Below are 17,599 nucleotides of genomic sequence, written 5' to 3'. Positions count from 1 at the left end.
TGACGCACATGAGGCATGACATAGGGGTCGCCGGTGTTGCTGGTGCGGCCGAGCTTCTGGTCGAGACCCAGCCCGACGGTGCGGTGCCACCAGCCGAGCACCCGAGCCACGGGCGTGGCCTCGGGGTGCGCCCGACGCCAGGCGTCGGAGACGAGGACGACGCCGGCCCCGCCGTCGGTCACCTGACTGCAGTCGAAGCGCCGCAGCCGACCCTCGACGACGGGGTTGACCGCGTCGTCGGAGCCGAGGCCCGAGGCGAGGTCGGGGACGACCCAGCCGCGGGTCTGGGCGTTGGGGTTCCGGCGGGCGTTGGCGAGGTTGAGGGCGGCGATCGCCCGGAGGTGGCTCTCGTCGAGACCGTAGCGACGGTCGTACTCCTCGGCGACCTCGCTGAACATGAACGGCCACATGAACCTCACGCCGTCACCTTCGTGACCGATCCACGCGGCGGCTCCGAGGTGACCTGCCGCCCGGTCGCCCGGCACGGTCTTCTCCAGCTCGAGGCCGACGACGAGCGCGCAGTCGTAGTTGCCCGCGCGCAGGTCGGCCATCGCCGCGAGAACGGCGACCCCCCCGCTCGCACAGGCGGCCTCGTGGCGACCCGACGGCGTCCCCCACAGGTCGGGGCGGACGCTGGCCGGCATGGCGCCGAGGTGACCCTGGCCGGTGAACAGCTCGCCGAAGGCGTTGCCGACGTGGACGACGTCGATCTGCCCACCATCGAGCCCGGCAGACGCGAGCGTGGCGTCGACGACCTCGCCGGTGAGGTCGGCGAAGTCCTTGCCCTCGCGGGTGAGGTTGCGGGAGAAGTCGCTCTGGTAGCCGCCCAGCACCCACATGCCGGCCTGGTCCACGTCGTCCGCCTCTCGCCACGATGTCGAACGGAGCAGTGACTTCCTGCACATGACGACGTTCAGCAGGGTATTGCCCGGCGTTCCGGGTGACAACAGGCAACAGGCCAGGGATCGAGGTCGGACCTCCACCCTCGGGCGCGGTCAGGCACCGGGTCCGGCGCGGGACCGGGCCACGGCCGGGCTGAGACCCGGCGCCCCTGACGACGTGGTCACGACGACCTCGAGGACCGCGTCACCGGACGCGTGGCAGGCGATGAGACCGGCCCGGTTCTGCGCCGCCACGATCGTGGCTCGCGCACAGGCGGACGCCGCGGACTCACCCCTGGCGAGGACCATCGCGCCCGCGAGCACGGCGAGGTCGGCGGCAGAATGCGCCTGGTGCGATGCGCGGACCGCACCGACCAGCGCCATGGCACCGATCCCGCTCGCGAGGAGGGCTGCGATCGCGGCGACGACGAGAACGGTGGCCGAGCCGCGGTCGAGGCGGCCGATGCGGGAGCGGTGTCTCACGGGTCCGCCTCGAGGTCGGCGACCGAGGTCGCGGAGACGTCGAAGCCGACCCCCAGGACCTCCCGCCGCACCCCGACCGTCGTCGTCACCCGGCCGCCGCCGCTCGACAAGGCGACGCGCGCCCCACCCGGCGCCGCCCTCGTCGCGGTCGCGATCGCCGTCGACGCCGGATCACCGCGGGCGACCGCTCGCGCCGCCAGTCGTGCGGCGTCGACACAACGCACCTGGTCGATGCCGAGCGACACCCCACCCAGCACCATGGCGAGCACGATGAGCAGGGCGGGGATGGCGACGGCCAGCTCAACCGTGACCATCCCCGCGTCCCGGTCGGCGCGGGCCGACCCGAGTAGGCGGACGCCGCCGCGACGATCCTGGCGTCGGGCCCGAGGGACCGACACGTGACCGGAGCCGAGCGGGCCCGACGTCAGGGCGCGCACGATCAGCCAGCGATCCCGAGCGCCGTCGTGATGACCTTCGCGAGGGCGCTCTTGATCGGCCCCGACCTCACGATGGCGAGCAGCACCGCTGCGAACGCGCAGGCCGCCAGGGTGCCCACGGCATACTCCGCCGTGGTCATGCCGGCGTCGATGGTGCGGCGCGTGCGGCGCCATCGTCTGACGAACGATTGCATGATCGAATCCCCTTCTCCCGATTCACGTTCCGGTGGGAACGCGACCACGTGCGGGTGGCTCGCCCATCGTCGACCCGGAGGGAAGCCCCGGACCAGACCCGGTTTCGGGCCTGTGGATCGTGGGACGAAACCGGGGAGGGGTGTGGACAATCAGCCGAGCCGTGGGGACGAGCGGCCGGACCGGACGCTAGGCCTTGGGGCCGGGCTGCCCACCGGTCTCGGCCGTGACACCGCTCGCCCGCAGCCCCTTGAGCTCGCGCCGCTGGGCGCGCTTGCGGCGGAACCCGACACCGGTGAGCTTCCAGCCCAGCCAGAGGAGGATCACGGAGGCGACGCCGGACCCGAAGAGGGTGAGGGGCAGCATGCTCAGCGCGATCCCCGTGCTGGTGCTGCCGATGACGACGTCGGAGGACGTCTGGGAGGCGAGGTAACCGAGATAGCCGCCGCCGCCGGCCGCGACGAGGATGAGGATGATGCCGATCGCCAACATGTGCTGACCTCTTCCCGTGGGCTTACGCGCACGTCCGTGGCCGGACCTCCGCGCGCCTGCGCGCGGGCGCGCAACTGAGACTAGTGCGGCGCCCCCTTCCGTCGTCCCGCGCCGCGCCGCGCGGGCGCGTGGCGCGGGCGAGTCGTGCGCCCGGTCGGTCGACGGTGCCGGGTGACCGGTGTCGATCGTTGCCCCGCGCACACGGATTGAAGGTCTCGTCGCACCTGACTCCGGTCGTCGATGAGGCGTAGCATCAACCAGCAGTTGATCCGCTGTTGATCCTGCGTTGACCCACGTTGATGCTGCCCTGGCCCCCGGCAGCACCCCAGCTCGCAGTATCGATGGGAAGCAGAGGGGGAATGGTGACTCGGGCGGAATGGGCTGTCTCACCTCGTGCCGAGCGGGCTCTGCATCCTGCCCGCGGTGAGGTCGGTCAGGTCGCGCTGCGCAGGGGGCGACGCCATGGGTGACCGGAGGGGCGGAGGCGCAAACGGCCGGCTGGCCCTGCTCGGCCGGCTGATCGACGACGAGCCGGCGGTCGACGGCTCGCTCGGGGTGACGGCCGGCCGGCTGGAGCGGTTGTGCACGGTGCTGGCTCGGGTGCTGCCGGCCTCGGGCGCCGGGGTGAGCGTGTTCACGGAGGGCCGGATCGAGGGGGGGACGGCCGCGACCTGGGGCCCGGACAGCCGCGCGATCGAGGAGCTGCAGCACTCCCTCGGCGAGGGTCCCTGCATCGATGCCTTCACCTCCCGCCGACCGGTCCTGGAGCCCGACCTGCTCGGGCGGGGGATCCAGCGCTGGCCCGCCTACGGCCCGGCCGCCCACGCCTACGGGGTCGGCGCGGTGTTCGCCCTCCCCCTGCAGGTGGGCGGAGCCCGCCTGGGCGCCCTGGGCATCTACCGCGCGGAGCCGGGTCCGCTGGCCGCGCTGACCTTCAGTCAGGCGATCACGTTCGCCGAGATCGCGGTCGGTCTCCTGATCGACGGGCAGGACGCCGACGGTGGGACGGTCAGCGGGGTGGACGACCTGGTGGCCTACCGAGCCGAGGTCTACCAGGCGCAGGGGATGGTCATGGTCGATCTCGGCGTGACCCTGTCCGAGGCGATGGCCCGACTGCGGGGCTTCGCCTACTCCGATGGCCGTCCGCTCAGCGACGTCGCCCACGACGTCCTGGCCGGTATCCTGCAACTGAACCGGGACACCCTCTAGCAGCAGGGGTCGATGCCCGTGTTCGCCTGCGGGAGGGACCGGACCATGATCGCGGTGGAGCAGCTGGCGGAGGTCTTCGTCGAGATCGCCGACACCCTCGTGGACGACTTCGACGTCATCGAGTTCCTGCAGCTGGTGACCAGCCGCAGCGCGTCCATCTGCAACGCGTCCTCGGCCGGGCTGCTGCTAGCCGACGCGCACGGACAGCTGCAGTTCATGGCGGCGTCGCAGGAGTCGGTCAAGCTGCTCGAGCTGTTCCAGCTGCAGAACGCCGAAGGCCCCTGCCTGGACTGCTTCCACACCGGCACCGCGGTGGTCAATACCGACCTCGACGACGCGATCGAGCGATGGCCCGTTTTCGCGCCCCGCGCCGTGAGCGCCGGCTTCAGGTCGGTCCACGCCTTCCCGCTCCGCCACCGCAAGGACGTCATCGGCGCGCTGAACCTGTTCGGCACCGAGACCGGCCAGCTCGAGTCTCATGATGTGCGCATCATCCAGGCGCTGGCGGACGTCGCGACGATCGGCCTGATGCAGGAACGCGTCATCCAGGACCAGAAGATCGTGACCGAGCAGCTGCAGGGCGCTCTGAACAGCCGCATCACCATCGAGCAGGCCAAGGGCGCCCTGGCCCGCAGCCACGGCATCTCCGTCGACGCGGCCTTCGAGCTGATGCGCGACTACGCCCGCCGCAACCACCACCACCTGAGCGACGTCGCTCTAGCCGTCGTCTCCGATCCGGCAGTCCACCCCGAGCTCCTGAGTGGCCGCCCGACGCCCCCCGTCTGAGGCAGCTGCCGAGGACAGGGGAGGGGACGCGGCGTCAGCCCTCCTTGAGCATCTTCCGGATCTCGCTGGAACGGTAGCGTCGGTGTCCCCCGAGCGTCCGGATCGCATTGAGCTGACCGGTCTTGGCCCATCGTGTGATCGTCTTGGGGTCCACGCGGAACATCGCCGCGACCTCCGCTGGCGTGAGCAACGTCGGGGCACCCTCCGCGACCAGATCGGGGTCGGCGAGCACGGCTGCGGAAACCTCGTCGAGATCCCGGTGCTTGCGACGCGCGTAGCCGCGGATGAGGTCGTCGGCATCGTCGACATCGTCGACGCTGACGCCTCGCGTCCTGGCCAGGGCACCCTTGGCCTGCTCCCCGGTGATCTGGGTGGTCAGGGAGCGCTGGAAGCGCGCTGCATTGATCACGCCGTCCCGCAGGCCGCGTTCCCGGAGCAGCCCGGTGGTCGCGATGTCGGCAAGGGCCTGGATGATGCGCACGTCTCGGGGCTCGAGGTGCTCCGGATCGGAGCTGAAGAGGTTCATCGCCCCCACCACGTCCTTGCGGCCCCGGAGGGGGAAGGCGCTGACAGAACGGAACCCGGCGCGCACGGCGCGGGGGCCGAAGACGGGCCACCGCTCCCCGGACAGGGCGAGGTCGGCGTTGACCACCGGCGCGCCGGTCCGGAAGCAGTCCACCCACGGACCCTCCGCTCCCTCCATCTCGAAGAGCTCCCGCAGCGCGGCCGACTCCGTGGAGGAGGTGACGAACTTCAGCTGACCGTCGGCGTCGGCCAGCAGCACCCCCGCCCACAGGGACTGGCTCATCAGCACACTGCGGGTGGTGACGAGCCTGAGGAACTCGACGGGATCGACGTCATCGACGAGGGTGTCGGTGATCTCGACCAGAACTTCCGCAAGGTGTTCGCCCTTGATCACGCCGCCCACCCCTCACGAGTCAGGTCCTTCACGAGGTGCCACGGGTGACACGATTCGTCGAGGACGGATCGACCATCGGTGGTGGTCTCCTCCATCGTCAGGCTGAGTTGGCTGCTCATAGTGACTCCCGTATCTCGCTCAGAATGGACAGTTCTGATGCGCTGTCGGGGTCCGGGACAGCACAAACTACGACAAAGCGTATGTCAAGGTTCATCAGTGCGCGAGGGACACGCCGCCCATACCGGCGAAAGAATGCGGAACCGTCACGTCGTGAAAGGAGTGACCGGCAGAGCAGACGAGCCGCCCATCAGGCCACTGCTCGGCGGCACCGCATCGGGCTCGCACCCAGCACCTCCCGCAACCGGCATCGCCGCCAGCACGAGGTCGAGCAGGGCCACGGCTCCGGCCTTGTCGAGGGGCTCGTTGCCGTTGCCGCACTTGGGCGACTGCACGCACGCGGGGCAGCCGAGCTCGCAGCGGCACGAGGCGATCGCCTCGCGGGTGCCCGACAGCCAGGTGCGGCCCGCCTCGAAGCCGCGTTCGGCGAAGCCGGCGCCGCCCGGGTGCCCGTCGTAGACGAGGATCGTCGGCATCCCCGTGTCGGGGTGCATCGCCGTCGACACGCCGCCGACGTCCCACCGGTCGGAGGTCGCGACCAGCGGCAGCATCCCGATGGCTGCGTGCTCCGCGGCGTGCGCAGCTCCCGGCACCCGCATCTCGTCGATGCCGGCGGAGGCGAGCACCTCGGGCGTGAGGGTCCACCACACCGCCTTGGTCGCGAGGGTGCGCACCGGCAGGTCGAGCTGGTGCTCCCCGATCACCTCACCGGTCGGCAGGCGGCGCAGGAAGGAGGTCACCTGCGAGCGCACGGCGACGGCGCCGAAGCACCACCGACCGATGGGGGTCTGCGGCGGTCCGAGATCGACCTCCCGCTCGACCGAGACGATGTCGAACGCGCTCACCGACCGGGCCTGCGTCGACCACCCGGGGTCACCCGGCACGACCACGGCGGAGGCCTCCTCGAGGTCGAGCTCGGTGACGACATAGGTCTCGCCCTGGTGGACGTAGACCGCGCCGGTGTGGACCGCGGTCATCGCCCGCACGGCGTCGACCGTGCCGAACACCCGCCCGGTGCGGCCCTCGACGATCCGCACCGTCTCGCCGCTGTCGCGCAACGACAGGTGGTCGGACGGCCGGTCGGACCGGGCCCAGAACCACCCCCGTGGTCGCCGGCGCAGCATCCCCGACGCCACGAGCTCGTCGAGCAGCGCCACCATGCCCGGCCCGAAGTATGCCGCGTCGGCCTCGGTCACCGGCAGCTCGGCCGCCGCGGCGGCCAGGTGGGGTCGGAGGACGTGGGGGTTCTGCGGGTCGACGACCGCCGCCTCGACCGGGGCGTCGAAGATCGCCTCCGGGTGGTGCACCAGGAAGGTGTCCAGCGGGTCGTCCGCCGCCACGAGGACGGCGAGCGACTCCGCGCCGGCCCGGCCGGCGCGACCGGCCTGCTGCCAGAGCGATGCCCGCGTACCGGGCCACCCTGCGAGCAGCACCGCGTCGAGCCCGCTCACGTCGATGCCGAGCTCCAGGGCGTTGGTGGCGGCCAGCCCCACGAGCTCGCCGCTGCGCAGCGACCGCTCGAGCGCGCGGCGCTCCTCCGGGAGGTAGCCGCCGCGATAGGCCGCGATCGACCCCGGCCGACCGGCGGCGGCGCCGGTGAGGCGCGTGCGGGCGGCCGAGGCGACGACCTCGACGCCGCTGCGCGACCGAGCGAACGCCACGGTCTGGATGCCTCCGGACACGAGGTCGGCGAGCAGGTCGGCCGACTCCGCGACGGCGCTCCGCCGCCGCGGGGCGTCCTCGGCCGAGCCCGGCACGACGCCCGGCTCCCACAGCCCGAAGGTCATCGCCGCCCGCGGCGAGCCGTCCTGCGTCACCGGGCGCACCGGCATACCGACGAGGCGGGAAGCGTGCACCGCAGGGTCGGCGACGGTCGCGGAGGCGAGCACGAAGACGGGGGAGGAGTGGTAACGCGCGGCCACCCGGCGCAGTCGTCGCAGCACGAGCGACAGGTGCGTGCCGAAGACCCCGCGGTAGACGTGGCACTCGTCGACGACGACATAGCGCAGGGCGCGCAGGAACGGTGCCCAGCGCTCGTGGCCCGGTAGGAGGGAGTGGTGGAGCAGGTCGGGGTTCGTCAAAACGTATGCCGCGTGGTCGCGGATCCACCGGCGCTCCTCCGGCGGGGTGTCACCGTCGTAGGCCGCCGCCCGCAGCCCCGGTAGCGCGAGGCCTTCGAGCCGGCTCAGCTGGTCGTGGGCGAGGGCCTTCGTGGGCGCGAGGTAGAGCGCCGTGGCCCCCCGGCCCGTCGGCGCGGTCGCCCCGTCCACGAGGTCGGAGACCACGGGCAGGAGGTAGCCGAGGGACTTGCCCGACGCCGTGCCCGTCGAGAGGACGACGTGCTCGCCGGAGTGCGCCGCCTCGGCGGCCTCGAGCTGGTGGCTCCACAGCGACTCGACGCCACCCTGGCTGAGCGCGGCATACAGGCTCGGCGTGACCCAGGAGGGCCAGTCGGCGAGCACCGCGTCACGCGCCGGGACCCGGTGCACGTGCCTCAGCCGCTCGGCCCGGTCGCCGCGGGCGAGCCCGGCGAGGAGCGTCCGGGGGTCGGGCCGACCACGGGCTGCCGGAGGGGCCGCGGGATCGCCTTCGGGAGGCGTGGACATCGCGATCACCGTATGCCTTAACCACCGTCACGGCCGGAACGAGTAGGGTTCGGCAATCCCGCACGACAGGGCGTGCGTGACCGGCAGAAACAGGGTGGGCACACGGTGGACCTCGAGATCACGACGTCACGCAGCGGCGTCCGGACGGTCGTGCACGTCTCCGGCGAGATCGACGTCTACACCGTCCCGGCGCTGCGCGACCGCCTCGACGCCGAGATCGAGCGAGGCAACCACGACCTCGTCGTCGACCTCGGTGGGGTGACCTTCATGGACTCCACCGGCCTCGGCGTGCTCGTCGGACGGCTCAAGCTCATCCGCGGCTTCGGCGGCTCGATGCGGCTCGTCTCCGACCACGACCGGGTGCTCAAGGTCTTCACGATCACCGGGCTGGACAAGGTCTTCGAGATCTTCCCGACGGTCGACGAGGCCGTCGCGACCGCCGCCGGCTGACCGAGGAGCGATGCCCTGGGGGTGCGCAACCCCCGCACGGTGACCACCTTCACGTCTGGTTTGATTGGGCACCGACGTAACTGACCGGTAACGTCTCCCGCGAATCGTCACCCTCAACGGCCGAGCCACGCCGCTGTCGTGAGGTGAATCGCACCTCAAGGAGGAGTTGCTCCATGCCTGATCTCGCCCCGGCCGCGGTCACCCCGCTGGCCCTGGCAGGGACAGACCTGACCCTGGTCTATGTCGTCCTGGCCATCGCCGTCATCGCCCTCGCCTTCGGGCTCCTCTTCCGGCGGCAGGTGCTCGCGCACGACCCCGGCACGGAGAACATGCAGTCGATCGGGCTGGCGGTGGAGGAGGGGGCGCAGGCCTACCTCAAGCGTCAGTTCAGCACCCTCGTGCCGTTCGTCCTCATCGTCTTCGGCCTCCTCTTCCTGCTCCCGTCCGACAGCACCGGCGTCCGCTGGGGCCGGTCGGCCTTCTTCGTCGTCGGTGCCCTCTTCTCCGCCGGCATCGGCTACCTCGGTATGTCGCTCGCGGTCAAGGCCAACGTCCGGGTCGCTTCGGCGGCGCGCGACGGCGACCGCGACACCGGCATGCGCATCGCCTTCCGCACCGGTGGGACCGTCGGCATGGCCACCGTCGGTCTCGGCCTGCTCGGTGCCGCCGTCGTCGTGCTCCTCTACAAGGGCGATGCGCCCAAGGTGCTCGAGGGCTTCGGCTTCGGCGCCGCCCTGCTCGCGATGTTCATGCGCGTCGGCGGCGGCATCTTCACCAAGGCCGCCGACGTCGGCGCCGACCTCGTCGGCAAGGTCGAGGCCGGCATCCCCGAGGACGACCCGCGCAACGCCGCAACGATCGCCGACAACGTCGGCGACAACGTCGGGGACTGCGCCGGCATGGCCGCCGACCTCTTCGAGTCGTATGCCGTGATGCTCGTCGCCGCGCTCATCCTCGGCTCCGCGGCCCTCGACGAGAAGGGCCTCGTCTTCCCGCTGATCATCCCCGCCATCGGGGCGGTGACCGCGATCATCGGCGTGTTCATCACCCGGGTGAAGCCGGGCCAGAACGCCCTGAAGGCGATCAACCAGGGCTTCTACATCTCCGCGGTCATCTCCGCGGTCCTGTCCGTCGTGGCCGTCTACCTCTACCTCCCGTCGTCCGTCGCGGCCAAGCTCGATCCCACCACCGGGGTCGCCAGCGCCGCGATCGACGGGCTGCGCGTCCGGGCCTCGATCGCCGTCATCCTCGGCATCGTCCTCGCGGTGGTCATCCTCGGGCTGACCGGCTACTTCACCGGCACCGACAAGCGTCCGACGATGGACGTCGCCCGCACCTCGCGCACCGGCGCGGCCACGGTCGTCCTCTCCGGCATCGGCCTCGGCCTCGAGTCCGCCGTCTACACCGCGGTCATCATCGCCGCCGCGGTCTACGGCGCGTTCCTCCTCGGAGCCTCCTCGGTCGCCCTGTCGCTGTTCTTCGTCGCGGTCGCCGGCACCGGCGTCCTCACGACGGTCGGCGTCATCGTGGCGATGGACACCTTCGGCCCGGTCTCCGACAACGCGCAGGGCATCGCCGAGATGTCCGGTGACGTGGACGGCGAGGGCGCCCAGATCCTGACCGACCTCGACGCCGTCGGCAACACGACCAAGGCCATCACCAAGGGCATCGCCATCGCCACCGCCGTGCTCGCGGCCACCGCGCTGTTCGGCTCGTTCACGGACGCCTGGCGGACCGTGCTCACCCCGATCCTCAGCAAGGCCAGCACGGCGGCCCAGACCGACCTCAACGCCCAGATCCAGGCCGGCACACTGACCCAGGCGCAGGCGCAGACCCAGTACACCGCGCTCCTGACCAACCTGCAGACCGGCTTCGACCTGCAGATCTCCACCCCGAGCGTCCTCGTGGGGCTGATCCTGGGCTGCGCGGTCGTCTTCCTGTTCTCCGGCCTCGCGATCAACGCCGTCACCCGGGCGGCCGGAGCGATCGTCTTCGAGGTCCGTCGCCAGTTCCGCGACCACCCCGGGATCATGGACTACACCGAGAAGCCGGACTACGCCCGCGTCGTCGACATCTGCACGAAGGACTCGCTGCGCGAGCTGGCCACACCTGGTCTCCTGGCCGCGCTCACCCCGTTGATCGTGGGCTTCGGCCTCGGCATCGGTGCGCTCGCCGGCTTCCTCGGTGGAGCCATCGGGTCCGGCGCACTGATGGCGGTGTTCCTGGCCAACTCCGGTGGGGCGTGGGACAACGCGAAGAAGATCGTCGAGGACGGCCACTACGGCGGCAAGGGCTCCGACGCCCACGCGGCGACGGTCATCGGAGACACCGTCGGCGACCCGTTCAAGGACACCGCCGGGCCGGCGATCAACCCGTTGCTCAAGGTGATGAACCTCGTCTCGGTCCTCATCGCCCCGGCGATCGTCACCGTCAGCGTCGGAGACGGAGCGAACAATCTCCTGCGCTACGGCATCGCCGGCATCGCGCTGGTCATCGTCGTCGCTGCGGTCGCCATCTCGAAGTCGCGGGACATCGCGGTCGGCGGAGACGACGACGACGAGCCCGCCGAGGGCTTCGCGCCCGCCGTGCCTCCCGCCGAGGACGGCACGCCAATCGGACGGGGCCCCGAGGCCCCGGTGTCGCTGGACAAGGGCGCCGCTGGCAGCGTCGAGGGCGAAGGCCTCGAGCACGCCGAGACCCGCGTCTGATCCCGAGCCGCGCCAGTCGAAGGGCCGTCCCCATGGGGCGGCCCTTCGTCATGGTCTCGGCGTATGCCGCGAAACTGCCAGTTCGCTGAGAAGTCTTGTGCGCGTAGGCTCGACGGCTGCATTGTTCAGGCGCACCTGACGTCCGCCGGGTCCCGCCACCAAGGAGCTTCCCCCATGCTGAGCCTCGCGACATCCCGGTCCCGCCGACGGGTCCCCACCCTCGCCATCACCGCCCTGAGCCTGGCCGCGACGCTGCTGGCCTCCGGGCCGGCGCACAGTGCCCCCCTCCGCATCGCGGCCCGGACGGCCGGCGCGCACCCCGTCCCGGCGGTCACCGGCCACCTGCTCGCCGGCACCTCATCCTCCCCGCCCACCACCGCGCTCTGCCAGGCGACCTTCCACATCAACTGCTACTCCCCGGTCCAGATGCGCACGGCATACCACCTCGCGCCGCTCTACGGCCTGGGCGTCACCGGGGCGGGCCGCACGATCGCGATCGTCGACGCCTTCGGTTCTCCGACGATCCGGCACGACCTGCACGTCTTCGACCAGACCTACGGCATCGCCGACCCGCCGTCGCTGAAGATCATCCAGCCGGCCGGGCACTCGACCTTCAACCCCAACGACCCCGTGCAGATCGGCTGGGGACAGGAGACGACGCTCGACGTCGAGTACGCCCACGCGATCGCGCCCAGGGCCAACATCCTGCTGGTCGAGACGCCGGTCGCGGAGACCGAGGGCGTGACCGGGTTCCCCGAGATCGTGGCGGCCGAGAACTACGTCGTCGACCACGGTCTGGCCGACGTCATCACCCAGAGCTTCGGGGCGACCGAGACGACCTTCCCGACCCAGCAGAGCCTCCTCGACCTCCGGTCGGCGTTCATCAACGCCAACGAGCGCGGGGTCACCGTGCTGGCGTCCTCCGGTGACGCCGGCGCCACCAACCCCATCTCCCAGGACGGCAGCGTCCTCTCGACCGTGCCGGTGAACTCCTGGCCGTCCTCCGACCCACTCGTCACGAGCATCGGCGGCACCCAGCTGCACCTCGACGCGGCCGGCCACAAGACCTCGCCGGACGTCACGTGGAACGACGGTTTCGGCGCCTCCGGCGGTGGCGTCAGCCAGGTCTTCAGCCGGCCCGCCTTCCAGGACGGCGTCAGTGCGATCGTCGGCGCCCACCGCGGCACGCCCGACGTCTCGATGTCGGCCGCGGTCGACGGGGCCGCGATCTTCTACTACTCCTTCGACCCGGCCCACGTCGGCTGGCACCTGGTCGGGGGCACGAGCGAGGCATCTCCGCTGTTCTCGGGCATCGTCGCGCTGACCGCCCAGCTGGCCCACCGCTCGCTCGGCAACATCAACCAGGACCTTTACACCCTCAACCGGGTTCGCGCGTCCGGCATCGTCGACGTCACCTCGGGCGATAACTCGTTCGCGGGTGTCACGGGATACCCGGCCCTCCCGGGCTACGACATGGCGACGGGGATCGGCACCGTGGACGGCTTCGCCTTCGTGCCGCAGCTGCTCCTCGCATCGCAGCACCCGGCGCTGCCCTCGACGCCGTAACGGCTGGCGGTGGCGGGCTGGGTGGTCGCCCAGCCCGCTCCGCTGCCGGGCGCGGCATACGCTGTCGGCCGTGGTTGATGCCCCTGACGACACCCCGCGCCTGCGCCTCGACCTCCTCGCCGCCCTGCGCGCCGACCTGACCGCGGCCGGCTACACGGTCGACGGGGTGGAAGCGGCGCTCGGCCCGGTGGCCGCGGCCGCCCTCCACCGCGAGCAGCGGCTCCCGGCCGACCTCGCGACCCGCGACCGGTCCGAGCCCGTCGCTGTCCTGTTGCGACTGCTCGCCCTCGGACTCGGGGTCGACCGCGACCGGCTCGAGGCCGCCCTGCCGACCCTCGGGGTCGCGGGCCTCGAGGGGCTCGGACTGGTGGAGGCGGGCAGCCTGCGGCCGCTGTGCGACCTACGGCCCTACGCCGACGACGCCCACGAGTGGTGGGTCGCCTCCGACCTCTCCGAGCTCGTGACCGGGCCACCGCTGCGGGAGGACCACGTCCTCGGCATCGGTGGTGCCTCGACGACCCTCGCCGCGTGGACGATCCGGCGCCCGGTCGCCCGGGCCCTCGACCTCGGCACGGGTTGCGGCGTCCAGGCCCTCCACCTCGCCGCCCACGCCGAGACCATCGTCGCCACCGACGTCTCGGCCCGGGCCCTCGACTACGCGCGGTTCAACGCCGCCCTGGCCGGCCTGGACCTGGACCTGCGGCAGGGCAGCCTCCTCGAGCCGGTTGCCGCGGAGCGTTTCGACCTCGTCGTGAGCAACCCGCCGTTCGTCATCACGCCGCGGGCCGACGGGGTGCCGGTCTTCGAGTACCGCGACGGCGGGCTCGTCGGCGACGGCTTCGTCGAGTCGCTCGTGCGCTCGGTCGGGAGCGTGCTGGAGCCGGGCGGCGTGGCCCAGCTCCTCGGCAACTGGGAGGTGCCGCGCGGCACGACGTGGCGCGAGCGGTGGACGGGGTGGTTGCGCGGCACCGGGCTCGACGCGTGGGTCGTGCAGCGCGACGAGCAGGACCCGGCCGAGTATGCCGAGCTGTGGGCGCGCGACAGCGGCTCCCAGGCGGGGGTCGCGGGCTTCGAGGAGCTGTATGCCGCGTGGCTGGCGGACTTCGCCGCCCGCGACGTCGAACGGATCGGCTTCGGCGTGGTCACCCTCCAGCGGCCGGCCACCGACCGGGCCCCCTGGGTGGACCTCGTCGAGGCCACCGGCCCCGTCGCCCCGGCCATGGGCGCGACCGTCGAGGCCGGGCTGGCCGCCCGCACCTGGCTGGCCGAGCACGGTGACGCCGGCCTGCTCGACACCGCCTGGCGGTGCGCCGCCGACGTCACCGAGGAGCGGCACACCCGGCCCGGCGCGGAGCACCCCGGCGTCATCCTGCTGCGCCAGGGCGGCGGCCTGCGCCGGGCGATCCAGCTCGACACCGTCCTCTCCGGCCTGGTCAGCGTGTGCGACGGCACGCTCACCGCGCGGCAGGCGCTCGTGGCCATCGCCGAGCTCCTGGAGGTCGACCCCCAGGCGGGCGTGACGTCCGCCCTCCCGGTCCTGCGCGAGCTCGTCGCCGACGGGCTGCTGGTCGCTCCTGCGTGACCTCGAGCGGGACGCTCAACCGGCAGGTGCCCGGTATGCGACCCCGGGCGCGGGACATACCGGGCTCGTGCCGGTCGGCTGTCCCCAGCGCGGGTGTCGAGCGGGACGCTCAACCGGCAGGTGCCCGGTATGCGACCCCGGGTGCGGGACATACCGGGCTCGTGCCGGTCGGCTGTCCCGGGTGGCTAGGGACGCCCCGCTGACGGAAGTCGCTTGACCCTGACGTGGGGTGAGGGGTCACTGTGGTGTCGTGCTGCCCGCCGCCCTCCCGTCCGACTTGCTGAGTGAGCACTCACTCATCTACAGTCGAACGGTGTCCACCCGAGCGCGTTCCCTGCCGCCCGCCGAGCGCCGCACTGCCCTCGTCGACTCGGCCCGCCGCCTGATCAGCAGCCGCGGCACGGTGCCGAGCACCAAGGACATCGCCGAGGCCGCCGGCATCGCCGAGGGCACGATCTTCCGGGTCTTCGCGACGAAGGAGGATCTTCTCGATGCCGTCATCGCCTCGACCTTCTGCCCCGCGGTGTTGCGTCGGGGACTCGACGACATCGACGTCACCCTCCCGCTCCGGCCGCGCCTCGTCGCGCTGGCGGCGCTGCTGCAGCACCGGTTCACCGACGTGTTCGGCATCATGGGCGCCCTCGGCCTCACGGCTCCGCCACCCTCCTTGGCCGGGGTCCACGCGCACTGCACACCCGGTGAGGGTCACGTCGAGGGGGACGGACCGCCCGACGACCACCCCCGGCACACCGGCGGCGGGCCCGACGAGGCCGCCCGCACGGCATACCTGGTGGAGCGGTTCGTCGCCGCCGACGCCGGCCGGCTGAGGTGCACCCCGGAGCAGGTCATCACCTACCTGCGGCTGCTCACCTTCTCGGGCAGCCACCGCCAGCTCACCGGCGGCGAGCTGCTCGACCCGGAGGAGATCGTCGACGTCGTGCTGTCCGGCGTCGAGAAACCGGCCGCTGACAGTACCGGCGAAAAACACCACAAGACAACGGAACTCGCTGCCGCGGGCACCGTCACCACCATGACCCGCACGAGGAAGGCCCGCTGATGCTGCTGCGGATCACCCGTCGCTACCTGGCCCCTTACAAGGGTCCGCTGACGATCATCATCGTCCTCCAGCTCGTGGGGACGATCGCCTCGCTCTACCTGCCGACCCTCAACGCCGACATCATCGACCAGGGCGTCGCCAAGGGCGACACCGGTTACATCATGCGCACCGGTGGCTGGATGCTCGCCATCAGCATCGTCCAGATCATCGTGACCATCGTCGCGGCATACCTCGCTGCCCGTTCGTCGATGGGCATGGGTCGCGACCTGCGCGGCGCGATCTTCCACCGCGTCGTCGGCTTCTCGGCGCAGGAGGTGTCGAAGTTCGGCGCCCCGACCCTGATCTCCCGCAACACCAACGACGTGACGCAGATCCAGATGGTCGTCTTCATGGCGCTGGCCATGATGGTGTCGGCGCCGATCACGATGGTGGGCGGCATCGTCATGGCGCTGCGCCAGGACGTCGGCCTCTCGTGGCTCGTCGCCGTCGCGGTGCCGCTGCTCGCCCTCGCCGTCGGTCTGGTGATCCGCCGGATGATCCCGCAGTTCCAGGTCATGCAGACCTCGATCGACAGCGTCAACCGGATCATGCGCGAGCAGATCACCGGCATCCGGGTCGTGCGGGCGTTCGTGCGCGAGGACCACGAGGCCAAGCGCTTCGGTGGCGCCAACGCCAGCCTCACCTCGACCGCGCTCAACGTCGGCCGGCTGCAGGCCATCATCTTCCCGGTCGTCATGATCATCCTCAACGCCTCGACCGTCGGGGTCCTGTGGTTCGGGGCCGGCCGGGTCAACAGCGGCGACATGCAGATCGGCTCGCTCACGGCGTTCATGGCCTACCTCATCCAGATCCTCATCTCGGTGATGATGGCGACCTTCATGACGATGATGATCCCGCGGGCCTCGGTCTCGGCCGACCGCATCGGCGAGGTCCTCGACACGCTGTCGTCCGTCGCGGAGCCCGAGATGGGCGTCCGCACCATCGCCCCAGCGGTCGACGTGGTCTTCGACGCCGTCGACTTCCACTACCCCGGCGCCGAGTCGCCGGTCCTCAAGGGACTCTCGTTCCGGGCCGAGCCCGGCCACACGACCGCCGTCATCGGCAGCACGGGCGCGGGGAAGACGACGCTGGTCAACCTCATCCCGCGGCTGTTCGACGTCACCGGTGGGGCGATCCGGGTCGGGGGCACCGACGTCCGCGAGATGGACCTCGACACCTTGTGGCGCGAGATCGGCCTGGTCCCGCAGAAGCCCTACCTCTTCACGGGCACGGTGGCGAGCAACCTGCGCTACGGCAACTCCGACGCGAGCGACGACCAGCTCTGGGAGGCGTTGCGCGTAGCGCAGGCCAAGGACTTCGTCGAGGAGATGCCCGAGGGTCTCGAGTCGCCGATCGCGCAGGGCGGCACCAACGTCAGCGGCGGCCAGCGGCAGCGGCTCGCCATCGCCCGGGCGCTCGTCCGGCGTCCCCGGGTCTATCTCTTCGACGACTCGTTCTCGGCGCTCGACCTGTCGACCGACGCGCGGCTGCGCGCGGCCCTGCGGCCCGAGACCCGCGACGCGACCGTCATCATCGTGGCCCAGCGGGTCTCGACGATCATCGACGCCGACCTCATCGTGGTCCTCGACGACGGGGCGGTGGTGGGTCAGGGGCGGCATACCGAGCTGCTCGAGACGTGTGAGACCTACCGGGAGATCGTCGACTCCCAGCGATCCATGAGCGAGGTGGCGGTATGAGCCAGGAAGGCGTCAAGAGCGCCGAGGAGAAGGCCGCCGAGCAGCGTCGTGGTCCGACCGGGACGGCCCAGCACCGCGGGCCGATGGGCATGGCCATGTCGTCCGAGAAGTCCCGCAACTTCGGCCCCTCGGCCAAGCGGCTCGTCCGGCGGCTGCGGCCGGAGCGGTCCAAGGTGCTCGTCGTCGTGGTCCTCGCCATCGCCAGCGTCATCCTCAGCGCGGTCGGCCCCAAGATCCTCGGCCACGCGACCAACCTCATCTTCGAGGGCTACTTCGGGTCCCGGCTGCCGGCGGGTGCGAGCAAGGCAGCGGTCATCGAGGGCCTGCGCGCCAGTGGTCAGGGCCAGCTGGCCGACCTGCTGTCCGGGATGAATGTCG

15 protein-coding genes and 2 pseudogenes are annotated in these 17,599 nt (G+C 71.5%); 9 read left to right on the top strand and 8 right to left on the bottom strand.

The window, feature by feature from the left end; translation table 11 throughout:
• The 5 genes from Q0R63_RS09545 to Q0R63_RS09525 all read right to left on the bottom strand — a co-directional run.
• Nucleotides 1-905 (bottom strand): acetyl-CoA acetyltransferase (locus Q0R63_RS09545; RefSeq protein WP_295696740.1); only part of this gene is annotated, 905 nt, incomplete at its 3' end.
• 90 nt (nucleotides 906-995) lie between these two features.
• The gene (locus Q0R63_RS09540) at nucleotides 996-1,364 is read right to left on the bottom strand and encodes an Rv3654c family TadE-like protein (RefSeq protein WP_295696738.1); all 369 of its coding nucleotides are present in this window, start codon (nucleotides 1,362-1,364) and stop codon (nucleotides 996-998) included.
• Complete coding sequence (locus Q0R63_RS09535) at nucleotides 1,361-1,678, bottom strand: TadE family type IV pilus minor pilin (RefSeq protein ID WP_295696737.1); 318 nt, start codon at nucleotides 1,676-1,678, stop codon at nucleotides 1,361-1,363. The genes Q0R63_RS09540 and Q0R63_RS09535 overlap by 4 nt, the downstream gene beginning before the upstream one ends.
• A 125-nt stretch (nucleotides 1,679-1,803) precedes the next feature.
• Nucleotides 1,804-1,995 (bottom strand): DUF4244 domain-containing protein, encoded by a 192-nt coding sequence (locus tag Q0R63_RS09530; RefSeq protein WP_295696735.1) that lies wholly within the window; start codon nucleotides 1,993-1,995, stop codon nucleotides 1,804-1,806.
• A 187-nt stretch (nucleotides 1,996-2,182) separates the two neighbouring features.
• On the bottom strand, nucleotides 2,183-2,485 hold the full coding sequence (locus Q0R63_RS09525) for a hypothetical protein (protein WP_295696733.1): 303 nt from the start codon (nucleotides 2,483-2,485) through the stop codon (nucleotides 2,183-2,185).
• Nucleotides 2,486-2,947: 462 nt separating this feature from the next.
• On the opposite strand from Q0R63_RS09525, the gene Q0R63_RS09520 reads away from it, so the two are divergent.
• Entirely contained in the window at nucleotides 2,948-3,694 is a 747-nt protein-coding gene (locus Q0R63_RS09520; RefSeq protein ID WP_295696732.1) for a GAF and ANTAR domain-containing protein, read from the top strand.
• A 45-nt stretch (nucleotides 3,695-3,739) separates the two neighbouring features.
• Complete coding sequence (locus Q0R63_RS09515) at nucleotides 3,740-4,480, top strand: GAF and ANTAR domain-containing protein (RefSeq protein ID WP_295696731.1); 741 nt, start codon at nucleotides 3,740-3,742, stop codon at nucleotides 4,478-4,480.
• 34 nt (nucleotides 4,481-4,514) lie between these two features.
• Here Q0R63_RS09515 and Q0R63_RS09510 read toward each other — a convergent pair whose 3' ends face one another.
• The 3 genes and pseudogenes from Q0R63_RS09510 to Q0R63_RS09500 all read right to left on the bottom strand — a co-directional run bounded on the left by Q0R63_RS09510 (nucleotide 4,515) and on the right by Q0R63_RS09500 (nucleotide 8,122).
• Nucleotides 4,515-4,694 carry a BldC family transcriptional regulator gene (locus tag Q0R63_RS09510; protein WP_295696741.1) on the bottom strand — a complete coding sequence of 60 codons (180 nt, stop codon included), beginning with the start codon at nucleotides 4,692-4,694 and terminating at the stop codon, nucleotides 4,515-4,517.
• A gap of 243 nt (nucleotides 4,695-4,937) precedes the next feature.
• A pseudogene (locus Q0R63_RS09505) lies at nucleotides 4,938-5,399 on the bottom strand (GAF domain-containing protein); the annotation flags it as partial.
• A 263-nt stretch (nucleotides 5,400-5,662) separates the two neighbouring features.
• A complete protein-coding gene (locus Q0R63_RS09500; protein WP_295696730.1) occupies nucleotides 5,663-8,122 on the bottom strand; it encodes a DEAD/DEAH box helicase in 2,460 nt (819 codons plus the stop codon).
• Nucleotides 8,123-8,227: 105 nt separating this feature from the next.
• Here Q0R63_RS09500 and Q0R63_RS09495 point away from each other — a divergent pair, with 105 nt between their 5' ends.
• The 7 genes and pseudogenes from Q0R63_RS09495 to Q0R63_RS09465 form a co-directional block, all read left to right on the top strand.
• Nucleotides 8,228-8,572: an STAS domain-containing protein gene (locus Q0R63_RS09495; RefSeq protein ID WP_295696728.1), complete on the top strand. Its 345-nt coding sequence runs from the start codon at nucleotides 8,228-8,230 to the stop codon at nucleotides 8,570-8,572.
• A 173-nt stretch (nucleotides 8,573-8,745) separates the two neighbouring features.
• Nucleotides 8,746-11,280 carry a sodium-translocating pyrophosphatase gene (locus Q0R63_RS09490; protein WP_295696726.1) on the top strand — a complete coding sequence of 845 codons (2,535 nt, stop codon included), beginning with the start codon at nucleotides 8,746-8,748 and terminating at the stop codon, nucleotides 11,278-11,280.
• Between the two features lie 174 nt (nucleotides 11,281-11,454).
• Nucleotides 11,455-12,846, top strand: coding sequence for a S53 family peptidase (locus tag Q0R63_RS09485; RefSeq protein ID WP_295696725.1), 1,392 nt, complete (start codon nucleotides 11,455-11,457; stop codon nucleotides 12,844-12,846).
• Nucleotides 12,847-12,916: 70 nt separating this feature from the next.
• Nucleotides 12,917-14,428: a class I SAM-dependent methyltransferase gene (locus Q0R63_RS09480; RefSeq protein WP_295696723.1), complete on the top strand. Its 1,512-nt coding sequence runs from the start codon at nucleotides 12,917-12,919 to the stop codon at nucleotides 14,426-14,428.
• 313 nt (nucleotides 14,429-14,741) lie between these two features.
• Complete coding sequence (locus Q0R63_RS09475; protein ID WP_295696721.1) at nucleotides 14,742-15,485, top strand: TetR/AcrR family transcriptional regulator; 744 nt, start codon at nucleotides 14,742-14,744, stop codon at nucleotides 15,483-15,485.
• The gene (locus tag Q0R63_RS09470) at nucleotides 15,485-17,221 is read left to right on the top strand and encodes an ABC transporter ATP-binding protein (protein ID WP_295696719.1); all 1,737 of its coding nucleotides are present in this window, start codon (nucleotides 15,485-15,487) and stop codon (nucleotides 17,219-17,221) included. The genes Q0R63_RS09475 and Q0R63_RS09470 overlap by 1 nt, the downstream gene beginning before the upstream one ends.
• Nucleotides 17,218-17,599: pseudogene (locus Q0R63_RS09465) on the top strand (ABC transporter ATP-binding protein); the annotation flags it as partial. The gene Q0R63_RS09470 and the pseudogene Q0R63_RS09465, both read left to right, overlap by 4 nt.

The sequence above is a fragment of the Lapillicoccus sp. genome, assembly GCF_025353065.1.
Classification (GTDB): domain Bacteria; phylum Actinomycetota; class Actinomycetes; order Actinomycetales; family Dermatophilaceae; genus Lapillicoccus.
The sequence above is the reverse complement of the archived record's forward strand: the minus strand, read 5'-3'. Positions and strand labels throughout refer to the sequence as shown.